General features: G+C 71.4%; 14 protein-coding genes. 9 read left to right on the plus strand and 5 right to left on the minus strand.

Annotated features, from left to right (window positions below; genetic code table 11):
* Positions 1-27 precede the first annotated feature (27 nt).
* The 3 genes from mshD to ACYVDG_RS18280 form a co-directional block, all read right to left on the minus strand.
* A complete protein-coding gene (gene mshD, locus ACYVDG_RS18270) occupies positions 28-1,023 on the minus strand; it encodes a mycothiol synthase (protein WP_460754032.1) in 996 nt (331 codons plus the stop codon).
* Between the two features lie 1,901 nt (positions 1,024-2,924).
* The gene (locus ACYVDG_RS18275) at positions 2,925-4,064 is read right to left on the minus strand and encodes a hypothetical protein (protein WP_460754035.1); all 1,140 of its coding nucleotides are present in this window, start codon (positions 4,062-4,064) and stop codon (positions 2,925-2,927) included.
* A 287-nt stretch (positions 4,065-4,351) separates the two neighbouring features.
* The gene (locus ACYVDG_RS18280; protein WP_460754039.1) at positions 4,352-5,137 is read right to left on the minus strand and encodes a winged helix-turn-helix transcriptional regulator; all 786 of its coding nucleotides are present in this window, start codon (positions 5,135-5,137) and stop codon (positions 4,352-4,354) included.
* 109 nt (positions 5,138-5,246) lie between these two features.
* Here ACYVDG_RS18280 and ACYVDG_RS18285 point away from each other — a divergent pair, with 109 nt between their 5' ends.
* From ACYVDG_RS18285 to ACYVDG_RS18325, 9 genes are all read left to right on the plus strand, one after another.
* Positions 5,247-5,504, plus strand: a complete 258-nt coding sequence (locus ACYVDG_RS18285; protein ID WP_460754044.1) for a MoaD/ThiS family protein — start codon at positions 5,247-5,249, stop codon at positions 5,502-5,504.
* Positions 5,505-5,537: 33 nt separating this feature from the next.
* Entirely contained in the window at positions 5,538-5,804 is a 267-nt protein-coding gene (locus tag ACYVDG_RS18290) for a glutaredoxin family protein (RefSeq protein ID WP_460754048.1), read from the plus strand.
* A gap of 328 nt (positions 5,805-6,132) precedes the next feature.
* Entirely contained in the window at positions 6,133-6,825 is a 693-nt protein-coding gene (locus ACYVDG_RS18295) for a redox-sensing transcriptional repressor Rex (RefSeq protein ID WP_460754051.1), read from the plus strand.
* 150 nt (positions 6,826-6,975) lie between these two features.
* Positions 6,976-8,484: a glutamyl-tRNA reductase gene (locus ACYVDG_RS18300; protein ID WP_460754054.1), complete on the plus strand. Its 1,509-nt coding sequence runs from the start codon at positions 6,976-6,978 to the stop codon at positions 8,482-8,484.
* Positions 8,481-9,446 carry a hydroxymethylbilane synthase gene (hemC, locus tag ACYVDG_RS18305; RefSeq protein WP_460754057.1) on the plus strand — a complete coding sequence of 322 codons (966 nt, stop codon included), beginning with the start codon at positions 8,481-8,483 and terminating at the stop codon, positions 9,444-9,446. Before ACYVDG_RS18300 ends, hemC begins: the two co-directional genes overlap by 4 nt.
* Positions 9,447-9,570: 124 nt before the next feature.
* On the plus strand, positions 9,571-11,259 hold the full coding sequence (locus tag ACYVDG_RS18310; RefSeq protein WP_460754060.1) for a bifunctional uroporphyrinogen-III C-methyltransferase/uroporphyrinogen-III synthase: 1,689 nt from the start codon (positions 9,571-9,573) through the stop codon (positions 11,257-11,259).
* Positions 11,260-11,342: 83 nt separating this feature from the next.
* Complete coding sequence (hemB, locus tag ACYVDG_RS18315) at positions 11,343-12,341, plus strand: porphobilinogen synthase (protein ID WP_460754063.1); 999 nt, start codon at positions 11,343-11,345, stop codon at positions 12,339-12,341.
* A 142-nt stretch (positions 12,342-12,483) separates the two neighbouring features.
* Entirely contained in the window at positions 12,484-13,086 is a 603-nt protein-coding gene (locus tag ACYVDG_RS18320) for a bifunctional DNA primase/polymerase (RefSeq protein WP_460754308.1), read from the plus strand.
* Positions 13,087-13,171: 85 nt separating this feature from the next.
* Positions 13,172-13,855, plus strand: a complete 684-nt coding sequence (locus ACYVDG_RS18325) for a hypothetical protein (protein ID WP_460754067.1) — start codon at positions 13,172-13,174, stop codon at positions 13,853-13,855.
* 31 nt (positions 13,856-13,886) lie between these two features.
* Here the strand turns inward: ACYVDG_RS18325 and ACYVDG_RS18330 are convergent, their stop codons facing one another.
* On the minus strand, positions 13,887-14,543 hold the full coding sequence (locus tag ACYVDG_RS18330) for a response regulator (protein ID WP_460754070.1): 657 nt from the start codon (positions 14,541-14,543) through the stop codon (positions 13,887-13,889).
* Complete coding sequence (locus tag ACYVDG_RS18335; protein ID WP_460754073.1) at positions 14,540-15,832, minus strand: sensor histidine kinase; 1,293 nt, start codon at positions 15,830-15,832, stop codon at positions 14,540-14,542. The genes ACYVDG_RS18330 and ACYVDG_RS18335 overlap by 4 nt, the downstream gene beginning before the upstream one ends.
* Positions 15,833-15,871: the final 39 nt, after the last annotated feature.

Raw genomic sequence — 15,871 nt, forward strand, 5'->3', positions numbered from 1 at the left:
CCGGGAGCCCGCTGGGACCCGGTCGGCTCAGTCCGCGCCACCGGCGGGCTCCGCGCCTTCGGAGGGCGCGAACATCACGTCCGTGTCCCACATGGAGAACCCGAGGGACTCGTACAGGCGCACCGCGGCCTCGTTGTCTCCGTCCACGTACAGGTGAACCCAGGGCAACCCGGCGTCGCGCAGGTGGTGAAGCCCGGCAAGGGTCAGCGCACGGCCCAGGCCGGTGCCCTGCCAAGCCGGGTCCACACCCACCACGTAGACCTCTCCCACGGTCTCGTCGTCGCTGAGGCCGGCGCCGTCGGCGTGCGTCTTGGTCCAGTGGTAGGCGGCGATGGTCCCGCTGTCCGTGGCCGCCACGAAGAAGCCCTCGGGGTCGAACCAGTCCTCGACCTCGCGCTGGAGCAGGTCGTCCAGGGTCAGCGAGCCCTGCTCGGGGTGGTCGGTGAAGGCGCGCGCGTTGGCCTCCAGCCAGGCCTGCTCGTCCTGGCCCACCACGAAGGGGCGGACCTGTACCTGCTCCGCGACCTCGGGCCGCAGCGCGACCGCGGGGAGTTCGGGCGCGCTCCAGGGGCCGCCGGGCCATTCAGCGCCCAGGTCCCGCAGGGGCATGCGCATCTTGTGCAGCTCGCGGACGGTGACCCACCCGTCGGCCGCCGCCACCGACACCGCCCCGGGGGTCCGCCCGTGTGCCCACACGCGGACCCCGTCGGGTCCGGCGTCGTCGCGAACCGAGCGCAGCAGCGCGGATCCGTGTCCGCGGCCCCGGTGGGCGGGGGCGACCACCACTTCGCCGGAGTCGGGTTCGCCTTCGGTCCGTTCGACGAGCGCGAAGCCCACGACTGCGCCGTCGTCGGTGACCACGTGGTAGCGGCTGCTGCCCGACGGGGCGCCGTGTCTGACCCGTAGCAGGGTCTGTTCGGACAGCGGCGCGATCCCGTCGGTGACCCGTGCCTCCTCGGCCAAGGCCAGGACGGGGCCGACGAGTTCCGGGGCGAGGTTGTCAGTGACTAGCGGGGTGCTCATGAGCCCGAATCCTAAGGCGTGTTCGGTGGATGCTGCCCGTCGCGAGGGGGGTGTTGCGCTGTAGGCGTCCGTTGAGGGTTGGTGGTGGGCGACGGGCGGAAGGTGCTGCGCTGTAGGCGTCCGTTGAGGGTTGGCGGTGGGCGACGGGCGGAAGGTGCTGCGCTGTAGGCGTCCGTTGAGGGTTGGTGGTGGGCGACGGGCGGAAGGTGCTGCGCTGTAGGCGTCCGTTGAGGGTTGGTGGTGGGCGACGGGCGGGCGTGTCCAGTGGTGCTGGCACAAGGCCGATGAAGGAGTTCCCCTGCTGTGCACTGCCTCGCCAGCTCGGCAGCATTGCACAGTGGGGCCTGTCCGGATTTGGCTGTCGACTGAGAGATGCGCAGTGACAGTGCCGCTGGGGGCGCCCCGGGCGCGAGACCTCGGGCCCCGAGGACCCGGCCACCCAGGCGTCCTAAGAGCCTGCTGACAAGGGGTGTCGGGGTCCCTTGGCCTTGGGGTGTGTACCTGTCCACGCGGGTGTGGGGGTGGGGGTTGAGGGTGGCTGGAGTTGTTGTTGGGTGCGGGTGGTTTCCCCGTTTCCTGCCGCTTGATGGTGGCCGTCTCCGCTGCGCGCGTCAAGGTCGTCGCCGTCGAAGCGCTGGCGCGCTATCGGAGGCGCTCCACCTTGACCCGCTTCGCTGCGACGGCGGGTCGGCGGCAGTCAGGAAACGGGGGGCGTGTGGTCGGGGCTGTGGATGCCCCGGCCTTCGGCCGGGAACTGCTCCGAGCCTGCGGCCCGGTCCGGCCGTGGCCGGCCGGGTTCCTGCCCGTGGGTCTGGTTGTGTCGGCAGGCGCGTCGCAATCCAGTGGCGGGTGGGCGACGAAGGGCCCGAACAGGTGCCTGGATGGCTGGGCGCGTCCCACCGGTCTGGCGGCTCGGTGGTGGGTGGCCCATACGGGTGCGGGTGGTGCCGGTGGCCCGGTGGGGTGTGGGGTGGGGCGTGGTGAGCCCCCCTGTTGGAGGCATTTTGGGCGCCGAGTTTGCCTCCAGGGAGGGGGTTCACTGGCCCCCGGGTGCTTCTGGGCGGGGGGTCGGTGTCCCGGGTGCCTCCACCGGGGGTAGCGGCCGCCCCCCCGGGGGGGCGGCCCCGGTGTCCGGAACCGGCTTGGTGGGGGTGTCCGTTGCGTCCGAAACCGGTTGATCCCCGATGATCTTGCCCCTGTCTCAACCCTCGGCCGTCGAGGGTGGAGCTGGGGGCAAGATCAACTTCGATGAGGGGGCCTGAGCCTGGCCGAAAGCCCGGTGGGACGCGCTCGGCCATGCGCCCGGCCTGTTCGGGTCCTTCGTCGCTGGCTGGTCACTGGATTGGGACGCGCTGGCTGATGAAGCCGGGCGTATGGGGAGGGGTCCGGCCGGCCACGGCCGGACCGGGCGAAGCCCGGCCCTTCGGGCCGCAGGCTCGGGGCCCGAAGGGCCCCCTTGGGGCCCCGACCACACGTCCCCCGTTTCCTGACTGCCGCCGACCCGCCGTCGCAGCGAAGCGGGTCAAGGTGGAGCGCCTCCGATAGCGCGCCAGCGCTTCGACGGCGACGACCTTGACGCGCGCAGCGGAGACGGCCACCATCAAGCGGCAGGAAACGGGGAAACCACCCGTACCCAACAGCAAACCGCCGCCCACGGGCCGCCGCCCACGGGCCGCCGCCCACGGGCCGCCGCCCACGGGCCGCCGCCCACGGGCCGCCGCCCACGGGCCGCCGCCCACGGGCCGCCGCCCACGGGCTCCCACGCTGGACCCCAAGCCCGCGCGGAAACCCGCACCCCCCGGGGACAGGGGCACACCCCAAGGGCAGGGGACCCCAACACCCCTTGTCAGCAAGCTCTAAGGTCCTGTCTGCCCCGACGTCCGCGTAGCGCGTCCGACGGGTTATGCCCGGCGCCGCTTGCCCTGGTAGCCGGTGCCGAGCCGGACCCGGCGGGTCGGCGCGAGCGGTGCGGCCAGCAGCAGTGCCAGTAGGAACGCCGCGAGCAGGACCGCGGGGGTGACGGAGGAACCGATTTCGGAGTGGTCGGCGGCGACCTCCGTCTCGGTGTCTTCGTCCTCGTCCTCAGAGGTCGGGGTGACCATCGGCAGCTCGGCCAAGTCCTCCGACGATCCCGGGGAGAGGTCGGGCAGGTCCGCCTCGTTGCGCGGGAGCGTGGGGATGTCGGCGTCGCTGGTGGGCACGCTGTCGACGCCGGAGCTGGGGGAGTTCCCGGGGACGTTGGGCGTGTTCCCGCCGCCTCCGGCCTCACCGCCGCCACCGCCACCGCCGCTGCCGTCACCGCCACCGGAACCGGTGTCCTCGTTCTCGTCGTTGCCGTCCGAGGGCGGGGTCTCAGAGGGGGTGTCCGAAGGGTCTCCGGGATCCGGCGCGTCGGGCCCCTCGGTGGGGCCGTCGGTCGGTGTCTCGGAGGGGTCTTCGGTGGGCTCGTCGGTCGGCGTCTCGGAGGGGTCCTCCGTCGGCTCGTCGGTCGGCGTCTCGGAGGGGTCCTCCGTCGGCTCGTCCGTCGGTGTCTCGGTCGGCTCCTCCGGCGGTTCGGAGGGCTCGGGGTCGGTGACCTCGACCGTCCACGTGTCTGAGGGGATTGAGACCGCGTCCGCGTCGTCGACGTCGGTGCACTCGGTGCCGGGGTCGGGGAGCACGTAGCGCAGCGTCGCGACCACGTCGGTGGTCTCTTCGGGTGTGCCGGTGACCGCGCTGTGGGCCTCACCTCGGGATTCGAGTGACTGCTCGGAGAACTCCGCCGCCTCGAAGGGGCCGTCGACGTCGAGCCCGAGCAGGCAGACGGTGGCGTCACCCAGGTTGGTCACGGTCAGCGTGTTCTCCGCCGACGAGCCCTTCTCGACGGAGTCGGAGGTGCTCGTGAAGGCGAAGCCGACGGCTGCCGGTTCGGCGTGCGCGGGGGCCATCACGGCGATGAGGGTGGAGCCGACGAAGGCGGCGCCGAGGGCGATGCTCAGGCGGCGTCTGTGGGGGAGTCTCGCGGTAACAGGGACAGCGGGGGTTGTCGCGGCGGTGGGCATCGGTGCGAGCTCACTCCTCCGGGGGCGCGCCATTGCGGCTCGGGCCGCACCCGGCCGTTGGGCTCCGCCACGCCTGCCATGCCCGTGTGTCGGGTGCGCCCCCGATCCTATGCGGTGTGGCCGCCGAGTTCGAGAGCGCTCGTCGTTGGATTCGGGACGGATGGCGTGTCAAGGGGAGAAATCGGAGCGGAGCGGCGCGAGAGGGCGCAAAAGGCGCCGGGGCGCCGAACGCGGGCGCCCCGGAATACCCGTAGCCGATGAGTCCTGGTCCTGCAGTCCCCGTGCCCCTACGTGGCACCGGCCTCAGCGGAACGGGCGGCGGGCAGCGGATCGGCTTCCCCTGCTGCTTCAGCCGGGACGGAAGCAGCGGCCCCCGACTTGGACGCGGGGTCGGGAACGAAGCGGTAGCCCACGTTGCGGACCGTGCCGATGAGGGACTCGTACTCCGATCCCAGCTTGGCGCGTAGCCGCCTTACGTGGACGTCGATGGTCCTGGTGCCGCCGAAGTAGTCGTAGCCCCAGACCTCCTGGAGGAGTTGGGCCCTGGTGTACACCCGGCCGGGGTGCTGCGCCAGGAACTTGAGCAGTTCGAACTCCTTGAAGGTGAGGTCGAGGATGCGGCCGCGGAGCCGGGCGATGTAGGTCGCCTCGTCGATCACGAGGTCGCCTCGGCGGATCTCGTCCGGGTCGTCGACCCGCGCGCCGGCCGAGCCGACGGCGAGGCGGAGGCGTGCCTCGACTTCGGCCGGTCCCGCGGTGGCCAGGACGAAGTCGTCGGCCTGCCAGTCCGGGGTGAGCGCCGCGACGCCGCCCTCGGTGAGGATGACCAGCAGCGGGCAGTCCAGTCCGGTGGTGTCGAGCAGGCGGCAGAAGTTGCGGGCCGCCGCCAGGTCCGTACGCGCGTCGACCAGAATGGCGTCTACGGGGGTGCTGGAGTTCCCACTGGCACCGGACGCCAGGAGGGCGCCGGCCTCCGCGGGCGCCACCCGCACCGAGTGCAGGAGGAGTCCGAGGGCGGGTAGGACGTGGTCAGACGGTTCGTTCGAGTTCGTCAGTAGCAGCAGATGGCTCATGCGTCTCTTCTCGTCGGCCCGCTTGCCGCGGGCGATCGAAGGCGCCATTGCCCCCGGTGAAGATTTGTTGAATTCGTCGCCTCCGAGCAACACCAAGGATAATCAATAGATGGCGAAGTGCACTATCCGGTACTGGGCATCGGCGAAGGAAGCGGCCGGAACGGCCGAAGAGACCGTCGAAGCCGACACCCTCGCGGCCGCTCTCGAAGTGGCGTGTCAACTGCACCCCGAGGACCGTTTCCAGCGTGTACTCGGGGCTTCCTCGCTCCTGGTCGACGAGCACCCGGTCGGCAAGCGGGCGCACGGTGAGGTCGCGGTTACGGACGGGACTGTGATCGAGGTCCTACCGCCCTTCGCGGGGGGATGAGAGGTCGAAAACATGACGGAATCGGAGGGAAACATGCCGGAAACCTCGGAGTGGGCGGGGATGGCGCGGGTGGTGATGCTGGGCAAGCCCGGATGCCATCTGTGTGAGGACGCGTGGTCGGTCATCACCCGTGTGACGGACGAGCTCGGTGCGGACCGCGCCGAGCAGGAGCTCGACGGGGTGTCCGAGGCGGATCGGGAGGAGTACTGGGACAAGGTCCCGGTGACCTTCGTCGACGGGCGCAGGCACGACTTCTGGCGGGTTTCGGAGGAGCGCCTGCGTTCCGAGCTCTCTCCCTGAAGGGCGGTTCTCCAACGGGGAAACACACCGCCGTCAGTCCGGGAAAGACGGCGGTGCCATTCTCTGCCCGTGCTCTGCCTGCTCCCTGTCCGGGCGGAATGCCGGTGATGTGATCTCCCGTTTCGAACTGGTCGGCAAGGGCCCCATTTGTGGGAACTCGCGATCCCGGCGTCACACGGCACCCCACTTTGTGCGTGCTTTCACAAGCACGTAATCTGGAGGCCCAGACCCGTAGGTCGGGGAAGCGCGCGGACCCGGCGCCCTGCGTCCGATTCGTGCGTGGCCCGCACCCCGCCCGACCCGACCCGGCCCCCAGGAGCGCTTGCCTGTGACCAATCGTCCACCCCGGCCCCGGGAGCGGGGAATACCGGAGGCCACCGTCGCCCGGCTTCCGGTCTACCTTCGAGCCCTTCAATCCCTGCAGGAACGGGGTACGGCCACTGTCTCCTCCGAGGCGCTGGCCAACGCCGCCGGAGTGAACTCCGCGAAGCTCCGCAAGGACCTCTCCCACCTCGGGTCCTATGGAACACGTGGCGTGGGTTACGAGGTGGAATACCTCATCTATCAAATCTCACGTGAGCTTGGTCTCACCCAGGACTGGTCCGTGGCCATCGTCGGCATCGGAAACCTGGGCCGCGCACTGGCCAACTACGGGGGATTCGGCACGCGCGGGTTCAGGATCGCGGCCCTGCTCGACGCCGACCCGGAGGTGGTCGGCAGGACCGTGGCGTCGCTGGATGTGAGGCATATTGACAGCCTGGAAGAGGTTGTGCGTTCCAGGGGCGTTTCGATCGGCGTCATCGCCACGCCGGCCGGATCCGCTCAAGGGGTGGCCAGCCGCTTCGTTGAGGCCGGGGTGACCAGCATCCTCAACTTCGCTCCGGTCGTGCTGAATGTGCCGGACGGGGTCGATGTGCGTAAGGTCGACTTGTCCATCGAACTCCAGATCCTGGCCTTCCACGCGCAGCGCCGGGCCGACGGTGACGGCCATCCGCAGCGGGCGGGACTGGGAGTGACGTGAGACCGCAGGGTCCCGGGACGTTCTCTGTGCGTCCGGGGTCCGGAGAGCGGTGCCGAAGAGCGAGCGTGTGCCGCGTTTCGGGGGGCTGACGGCGGGGGTACTCGGCCGTGCCCGAACATGGAGAGACATAGTGCCTGCATAGGAGTGCGGATGAGTGTCCTGGCCGTGGGGTTGAGCCATCGGAGTTCGCCGGTGGCGCTACTCGAACGTGTCGCGCTGAACGGGGAGACGCGTGCCAGTGCGGTCGGGGAGATGGTCGGCTCCGACGCGGTCAACGAGGTCATGGTGGTCTCCACGTGCAACCGCACGGAGATCTACGCCGACGTCGACGCCTACCACGGCGGGGTCGCGGCCGTCACCGAACTCCTCTCCTGGCACACCGGCGTGTCCCTCAGTGAACTCTCCGAGTTCCTCTACGTGCACTTCGACGACAACGCCGTCCGCCACCTGTACTCCGTGACCTGCGGCCTCGACTCCATGGTCGTCGGCGAGGGCCAGATCCTCGGCCAGGTCCGCGACGCCCTCAAGGAGGGACAGGAGACCGGCTCGGTCGGCCGGGTCCTCAACGACCTCGGCCAGCGCGCGCTGCGCGTGGGCAAGCGCGCCCACACCGAGACCCACCTCGACCACGCCGGGGCGGACATGGTCAGCTTCGGCCTCACCGTCGCCACGCGCGACCTGGCGGTGACCCCGGTCCCAGGTACCCCGGTCGCCGACGTCACCCCGCCCGCGGGCTGCCCCATGTCCGGCCAGGGCGCACTGCCCGGCCAGGGCGCCGCGGAGGCGCCCGCCCGGGACCAACCCAGGGTCCTCAGCGCGGAACTTCCCTCCGGCCCGCTCACGGGCACCCGTGTGCTGGTCCTCGGGGCCGGTTCCATGAGCGCGCTCTCCGCCAACACCGTCGCCCGCCAGGGCGCCGGAACGGTCATCGTCGCCAACCGCACCCGGGAGCGCGCCGCCCGCCTGTCCGAATGCCTCAACGAGGCCTACGACACCGTGCACGCGCACACCGTGCCCTTCTCCGAGGCGGCCGACTCCCTCGCCGACGTCGACCTTGTCATCTCCTGCACCGGAGCCCAAGGCCTCGTGCTCACCGCCGACGCCGTGGCCGCCGCGACCCGGGGCCGGACCCGGCCCCTCGTCTTCCTCGACCTCGCGCTGCCCCGCGACATCGACCCCGCCGTGCGAGAGCAGACCGGGGTCAGACTGGTCGACATCGAAGACCTCAGGCAGGCCGCCTCCAGCGCCGATACCGCCGGAGAGCGTTCCAATGCGCTCACCCTCGTCCGCGGGATCGTCGACGAGGAGGTCGGGGAGTTCCGCGCGGTCCGCAGAGCCAGCGAGGTCGCACCCACCGTCGTCGCCCTGCGCACCCAGGCCCGCGACGTCGTCGACGCCGAGCTCGCCCGCCTCCGCGGCCGCCTGCCCGACGACATGGACGAGCGCACCCGCGAGGAGATCGGCCGCGCGATGCGCCGCGTCGCCGACAAGCTCCTGCACAGACCTACCGTCCGCGTGAAGGAGCTGGCCGCGGACCCCGACGGGGAGTCCTATGAGGCCGCCTTGCGCCAACTGTTCGACCTCGACCTGAAGGCCCCGGAGATCGCGGCCGACCCCGCACCCGACACCGCGGCGCGGTCCGCGCAGGAGAAGGCATGACCGGCACACCCGCCAAGCTCGGCACCCGCCGCAGCACCATGGCCACCACCCAGTCCCGCGGGGTCGCCGACACGATCACGGAGCGGACCGGGAAGGCGATCGACCTGGAGCTCATCACCAGCTTCGGCGACGTCACCAAGGCCCACCTGACCCAGCTCGGCGGCACAGGTGTCTTCGTCAACGCCCTGCGCGACGAACTGGTCGCGGGCACCATCGACTTCGCCGTGCACTCGCTCAAGGACCTGCCCACCACGCCCGCCGACGGCCTGGTCCTCGCCGCCATCCCCGAGCGCGACGACCCCCGCGACGCCCTGTGCGCCCGGGACGGTCTCGAGTTCGCCGACCTGCCCGCCGGGTCCAAGGTCGGTACGGGCTCCCCGCGCCGCGTGGCCCAGCTGGCCGCGCTCCGCCCCGACCTGGTCTACCTGCCCATCCGCGGCAATGCCGAGACCCGCCTGGGCAAGGTCACCTCCGGCGAGCTCGACGCCGTGATCCTCGCCTACGCCGGACTCGGCCGCGTGGGCCGCCGGGACCGGGTCACCGACGTGTTCGGCCCCGACCGGATGCTGCCCGCCCCGGGCCAGGGCGCCTTGGCCGTGGAGTGCCGCACCGAACGCGCGGACGCCGACCTCGCCTACCTGTCCTCCGTGGACCACGCGCCGACCCGCACCGAGGTCGTCGCGGAGCGTACCGTCCTCGCCGAACTCGAGGCGGGGTGCGCCGCCCCGGTCGGTGCCTTCGCCGAGTACGGTTCGGGCACCCTGCGCCTGCGGGCCGCCGTGGTCGCCACCAACGGGGCCACCGCCGTGCGCAGGGAGAAGACCATCGATCTCGACTCGCCCGAAAAGCTCGACGACGCCGTCGCGCTCGGCCGGGAACTGGCCCGCCAGATGATCGCCGAGGGCGCCGACCGCATCGTCGCCGAGGCCTTCGCCGAGAGGGACGAACCCCAGAACACCTGAATCCGATGACCCGGGCAGCACCTCAGCTGCTGGGCAACACCCGCGCGGGTCGCCCCCGCCTCACCGTCACCGCCCCGGAGGCCGGATCCAGGGCACGGGCGACCCACACACGAGGAGCCAGTACGTGAACGCCAACGCCAACGCCCAGCCGGAGGAACCCCGCGCCGCTCGGCGGCCCGGCCACGTCGCCCTGGTCGGTTCCGGTCCGGGCGGCGCTGACCTGCTGACCCTGCGCGGCGCCGAGCTGCTGCGCAACGCCGACGTGGTCGTCACCCTGCGCGAGCCCGCGGGTGAGGAGCTCTCCGGGTTCCGGGCGGAACTGCTCGCCCACTGCGCCGAGGACGTGTCCGTGGTCGAGGCCGCCGAGTGCGGCGGCGACATCAACGCCCTCGCCGTCACCCGGGCCCGCGAGGGCCAGCGGGTCGTGCGCCTGTACTCCGGAGACCCCTTCTTCGGCTGCCGCGGCGCCGAGCTGGTCGCCACGTGCAAGGAGGCGGGTATCGAGGTCGAGGTCGCCCCCGGCGTCTCCTCAGTCACCGCCGTGCCCACCTTCGGCGGCATTCCCCTGCTCACCGACGCCAGCGCCGAGGTGCGTGTCCTGCACGCCCGACCGCACGGCGACAAGGAGGTCGACTGGGCGGAGGCCGCCGCCAGCGACGCCCCCTTGGTCATCCTGGGCGCGGACGCACCCGCGGGGGAGGCACCCGAGCACCAGGGCCCCGGGTTCGACGTACTGTGCAAGACCCTCATCGCGGGCGGGCGCCCCGCGACCACGCCGGTCGCCGTCATCCGCGCCGGAGGCACCACGAGGCAGACCACGGTCACCTCGACGCTGGCCCGCCTGGTCGCCGAGCTCAAGTCCACCGACGCCAAGAACCACCACGTCACGGCGCCCGCGCTGATGGTCGTCGGCGCGCCGGTGGCCCGCCAGGCCGAACACTCCTGGTTCGAGACCCGTCCGCTGTTCGGCTGGCGCGTCCTGGTGCCCCGCACCAAGGAGCAGGCCGCGGCGCTGTCCGACCAGCTCATCAGCTACGGCGGGGTACCCGAGGAGGTGCCCACCATCTCGGTGGAGCCGCCCCGCACCCCGCAGCAGATGGAGCGGGCCGTACGCGGCCTGGTGACCGGCCGCTACCAGTGGGTCGCCTTCACCTCCGTCAACGCCGTGAAGGCCATCCGCGAACGACTGGAGTCCTACGGACTGGACGCCCGGGCCTTCGCGGGTGTGAAGGTCGCCGTGGTCGGAGAGGCCACCGCGCAGGCGGTGCGGGACTTCGGCATCCAGCCCGACCTGGAGCCGCCGGAAGACGCCCAGTCCAGCAAGGGCCTGGTGTCGGTGTGGCCGCCCTACGACGCCGAGATCGACCCCATCGAGCGGGTCCTGCTGCCGCGCGCGGACATCGCCACAGAGACCCTCGCCGCCGGCCTCACCGACCTCGGTTGGGAGATCGACGACGTCACGGCCTACCGCACGGTGCGCGCCGCGCCCCCGCCCCAGCCGGTCCGCGAGGCCATCAAGGGCGGCGGGTTCGACGCCGTGCTCTTCACGTCGTCCTCGACGGTGCGCAACCTGGTGGGGATCGCGGGCAAGCCGCACAACACCACCGCCATCGCCGTGATCGGCCCGGAGACGGAGAAGACCGCCATCGAGTTCGGCCTGCGGGTCGACGTCGTGGCGCCGAAAGCCTCGGTTTCCGCCCTCGCGGGGGCACTTTCGGAGTACGGTGCGGCCAAGCGCCGGGAAGCGATCGAGGCGGGCAAGCCCGTCCTCAAGCCGAGTCAGAAGCGCCGCGGCCGCCGCCGCAAGCTCTGAGCCCGACCGGGCCGCGGCCCCGGCGCCGCAGAACCGTCCACACGCCGCCACTACCCGTGCCGCCACAATCCGGGAGCCCAGAAATGACCGCTGCCAGCCACGACGCCGAGTTTCCCGTCGCCAGGCCGCGCCGCCTGCGCCGAGGCCCTGCGCTGCGTCGCTTGGCCGCGGAGACCCGGGTGCTCCCGGAGAACCTGATCCTGCCGATGTTCGTCAAGGAGGGGATCACCGAGCCGGTGCCGATCTCCTCGATGCCCGGCCAGGTGCAGCACACCCGTGACAGTCTGCGCAAGGCCGCCGGTGAGGCGGCCGCGGCCGGGGTCAGCGGGCTGATGCTGTTCGGGATCCCCGAGCACAAGGACAGTGTGGGCTCGCAGGCCGACGACCCGGACGGCGTGGTCCAAGCGGCCCTGCGCGACCTGTCCGCGGAGGTCGGCACGGACATCGTGGTGATGGCCGACCTGTGCCTGTGCGAGTACACCGACCACGGCCACTGCGGGCCGCTGGAGGAGAGCGGGCACGTCAACAACGACCTCACACTGGAGCGGTACGCGTCCATCGCCGCCGCCCAGGCTGAGGCCGGAGCCGCGGTGGTCGCGCCCAGCGGGATGATGGACGGTCAGGTCGGGGCGATCCGCACCGGACTGGACCGGGCCGGGTACCCGCAGGTGCCGATCCTCGCCTACGCCGCCAAGTACGCGTCCGTGTTCTACGGCCCCTTCCGCGAGGCGGCCGAGGGCGCACCCCGGTTCGGGGACCGCGCCGGCTACCAGCAGGACCCGGCCAACGTCCGCGAGTCGTTGCGCGAGGTGGCCTTGGACGTCGCCGAGGGCGCCGACATGGTGATGGTCAAACCGGGCCTGGCCTACCTCGACGTGGTGGCCAAGGTCGCGGAGTCCGCGCCGGTACCCGTGTCGGCCTATCAGGTGAGCGGTGAGTACGCCATGATCGAGGCGGCGGCAGAGAAGGGCTGGCTCGACCGGGAGCGGGCGATCCTGGAGACGCTGACCTCCTACCGGCGCGCGGGGGCCGAACAGATCCTCACGTACTGGGCCACCGAGGCGGCCCGTCTGCTCCGCTGACGCGGCCAGGCCCACGCCCCGGTCGCGGCCGCCGGGCGCCGGGCCACTCTTCACAGTCGGCCGCGCCCGCACCGACGACGACCGGGGAGACCAGATGGCCGACGTGCTGTACCGAAGGAAACGACGCCACGCGACGGACAGCATGCTGGAGTCGGCACTGCGCTACGCGGGCCTGGGCTGGCCCGTGGTCCGGGGCGCGGCCCCCGGTGAGGACCGGGCGTGTACGTGCGACCGGATGGGCTGTCCCGACCCGGCGGCACATCCGGTCAACGCTGCCTGGGGCGTGGAGGCGAGCACCGACACGGAGACGATCCGACGCTGGTGGACGGCGAACCCGGGCGCGAACGTGGTCCTGCCCACCGGCCGGGTCTTCGACGTCCTAGACGTGCCCCGGGAGGCCGGTGTGATGGCCCTGGCCCGGATGGGCCGCTCCGGTGTCCCGGCGGGCCCGGTCGCCTCCCTGGACTCGCGCTACCTGTTCTTCGCCGCCACCCGCTCCCCGATGGACGAGGACGAGTGGTGGTCCTGCCACCTGGACTGCGTCCCCGAGTCCGTCGAGGAAATGCCGGGGCTGCGCTGGCACTGCCGGGACAGCTTCGTCCTCGGCGCCCCCTCCGTCCTGGCTTCCGGCGGACGCGTCACCTGGATCCGGGCTCCGCGCGACGTAGAGGGCTCGGTCGTGCTCCCCGACCCGATCGCGGTACTCGACATCCTCAACGACGCCAGCGAGGAGTTCACGGGCTGACCCCGGCCTGACCGGTGCCTTTCGGGCGGTTTGGCCGTATCCGGCCAGAGTGAACCGGCTGCTCTGCGCCATGCTCTAACTTCGTGTGCGTGAGACTACGCAACGCAAACCACCCCTGCCCCTGCGCATGATGGCTTTCTGCGCTGCCGTCGTGCTGTCGGTCGGCGCCTGCCGAGACGGAGACGAGGCGGGCGACGGAGCTGCGGAGGACGCCGTGGAGGAGACGCCCGCCGACACGGAGACCGGGGCCGGCGAGCCCGGAGACGGACAGCCTGAAGAGGCGGAGGAGCCCACGACGACCGTTGAGGGCGAAGGACTCGCCTACGACCTCCCCGAGGACTGGGAGCCGATCGAGGAGTCCCCGGAGGACTTCGCCATGGACTCCGAGGCCCTCCAGCACGGTCTGGTCCGAGACGACGGGACCGTGCTCGCCTATACCAGCGCGACTCTCGCAGAGAAGTCCCCGGACGACGGTCCGGCAGCGGACGCGATGGGCGCGGCCAACCTCCTGAGCGGGTTCATCGGCCCGCTGAACGAGGGCTTCGAGGCGCGCGGCGTCACGGAGTTCGAGGTGCCTGGAGCACCCGACGCCGCCCGCGCCGACATGGGGTACAACACCGACCTGTCCGGGACCACGCTGGTGGTGGACACCGGAACCGACGACTTCACGATGCTGCACGTGGTCCTGCACGAGGCGGCACAACCGGACGGTGGCGAGGCCGGCACCGATGACTTGGAGGCCATCCTGACGTCGGTCCGAGTGGACTGACCCCGTCCATGCTTGGTCGGCACCCGCTATCTCATTCCCCGCGCTCGTTGAACCACAGGGCCAATCGGGTGCGGTCGCGCAGCTCCAGCTTGCGGAGGATGTTCGTGACGTGGTTCTTCGCCGTGCCCTCGGTGATGAACAGGGTCCGGGCGATCTCCCGGTTGGTGGCGCCCCCGCCCACCAGGCGCGCCACCTCCTCCTCGCGCTCGGACAGCAGGGACTCCGGAGGTGCCGGGGACGCCGGGGGAGCGGAGGGAACGGGGTCGCCCAAGGCCGCAACCAGGCGTTCCGCGGCCGGGCCGCCGAGGACCGTGTCGCCCCGGGCCGCTTGGCGGATGGCCAGCACCAGCTCGTCCGGTGGGACGTCCTTGAGCAGATAGCCGCGGGCGCCCGCGCGCAGGCCGCCGAAGACGAGTTCGTCGTCGTCGAAGGTGGTGAGGATGACCGCCGGCACGTCCGGGTACTCGGCGCGCATCCGGGTGACGAGCTCGATCCCGTCCATGCGCGGCATGCGGGCGTCCACCAGGGCCACGCCGGGGGGCGGTGCGGCTGCCAGGAACTCCAAGGCCTCGACCCCGTCGGCCGCCTCGCCGACGACCTCGATGCCCTCTTCGATCTCCAACAGCTTCCGCAGCCCCTGCCGCAACAGGATCTGGTCGTCCACGATCAGCACCGAAACCGCGCTCACGCGACACCTCCCGCCGTCACCGTAGCGGGAGGGCCGGGATCCGCGGACGCGGCCGGGACGGTCACCCGGAGCCGGAAACCGCCCTCCGGAAGGTTGCCGGAGGTCACGGAGCCCGCCAAGGCGGACACCCGCTCGCGGAGACCGCGCAGCCCGAACCCGCTCCGGACCGTCTCCTCCACCGCGCCGTTCCCGTTGTCGGCCACGGAGACGGACACACCTTCCGGAGAGGCCGCAACCGCCACCTCGACCCGGTCGCCGCCCGAGTGGCGCAGCGCGTTGGTCAACCCCTCCTGGAGCGCCCGGTAGCAGACCAGCTCCGCCTCCTGGCTCAGCTCCGGCCAGGTTCCGGTATCGGTGAAGTCGATGTGGACACCGCCGCCGTCGAAGGACTCAGCCATCGCGCGCATGGCCGCCGTGCCCGCGCGCCCCTCCAACTGGAGCGGGCGCAGCGCGCGCACCCAGCGGCGGGTGTCGGTGAGCGCCTCACGAGCCAGCTCCCGGGCCTGGTCCACCTCGTCCCAGGCGGCGTCGGGACGGGCCGTACGGAAGCGGAGGGCGTTGGAGAGGGACATCGTGAGCGCCGTCAGGTAGTGGCCGGTGCTGTCGTGCATCTCCCGGGACATCCGGGCGCGCTCCTCGGCCACGGTCAGCTCGCGCACGCGGTCGGCGTGCTGGCGCAGCTCGGCGTGGGCCTCCTCCAACTCGGCGAGAAGCGCGCGCGTGTGTTCGGCGCGCTGGGCGGAGACCACGAGACCGATGAAGACCAAGGCGGACAGGGCGGTCAAGAGTACGAGTCCCGCCGCGAGGACCAGTCCTACGTAGAAGGGCTCACCAGGGAGCACCACCATCACAAGCATGGACGAGCTGGTGAGCAGCGCGGCATAGCCGATGAATCCGGGGATCCCGAAGACCGCCACCGCGTTCATCGTGGCCACGCACACGACGAGGAACATTGTGTGGTTGCTGATGAACATGATGCTCAGGGTGAGCACGAGAAATGCCACGCTCGCCGCTTTGCGGAGCCACGGAGCGTTCGGGGACCACGCAAGGAAGGGCCACAGGAAACAGGAAAGGCACAAGGCGACCAGGCTGGTCATCACGAGCCCGTAGACGGCAGGCCCCTGCTCCTGGAGCTCCCCTGTGTCAGTGGCGACCGCGATCGCCAGGGCCAGCATCAGCAGAGTGGTCGTCACCGCCCCCCAGAACAACAGGTGGAGAACGAGCGGCGGGCGGTCCTCGCGCAGCTCGACCCAAGAGGACAGGTCGGGAAGGGAACCGAGCGACTTCATTCTTCGACAATAGCCCAGACCGGCCCGGGGGAAATGTAC

The organism is Nocardiopsis oceani (genome assembly GCF_054777395.1).

Coding starts and splice junctions, on each gene's coding strand:
- mshD (WP_460754032.1), bottom strand. CDS start 1,023: ATGAGCACCCCGCTAGTCACTGACAACCTCGCCCCGGAACTCGTCGGC.
- ACYVDG_RS18275 (WP_460754035.1), bottom strand. CDS start 4,064: ATGCCCACCGCCGCGACAACCCCCGCTGTCCCTGTTACCGCGAGACTC.
- ACYVDG_RS18280 (WP_460754039.1), bottom strand. CDS start 5,137: ATGAGCCATCTGCTGCTACTGACGAACTCGAACGAACCGTCTGACCAC.
- ACYVDG_RS18285 (WP_460754044.1), top strand. CDS start 5,247: ATGGCGAAGTGCACTATCCGGTACTGGGCATCGGCGAAGGAAGCGGCC.
- ACYVDG_RS18290 (WP_460754048.1), top strand. CDS start 5,538: ATGCCGGAAACCTCGGAGTGGGCGGGGATGGCGCGGGTGGTGATGCTG.
- ACYVDG_RS18300 (WP_460754054.1), top strand. CDS start 6,976: ATGAGTGTCCTGGCCGTGGGGTTGAGCCATCGGAGTTCGCCGGTGGCG.
- hemC (WP_460754057.1), top strand. CDS start 8,481: ATGACCGGCACACCCGCCAAGCTCGGCACCCGCCGCAGCACCATGGCC.
- hemB (WP_460754063.1), top strand. CDS start 11,343: ATGACCGCTGCCAGCCACGACGCCGAGTTTCCCGTCGCCAGGCCGCGC.
- ACYVDG_RS18320 (WP_460754308.1), top strand. CDS start 12,484: ATGCTGGAGTCGGCACTGCGCTACGCGGGCCTGGGCTGGCCCGTGGTC.
- ACYVDG_RS18335 (WP_460754073.1), bottom strand. CDS start 15,832: ATGAAGTCGCTCGGTTCCCTTCCCGACCTGTCCTCTTGGGTCGAGCTG.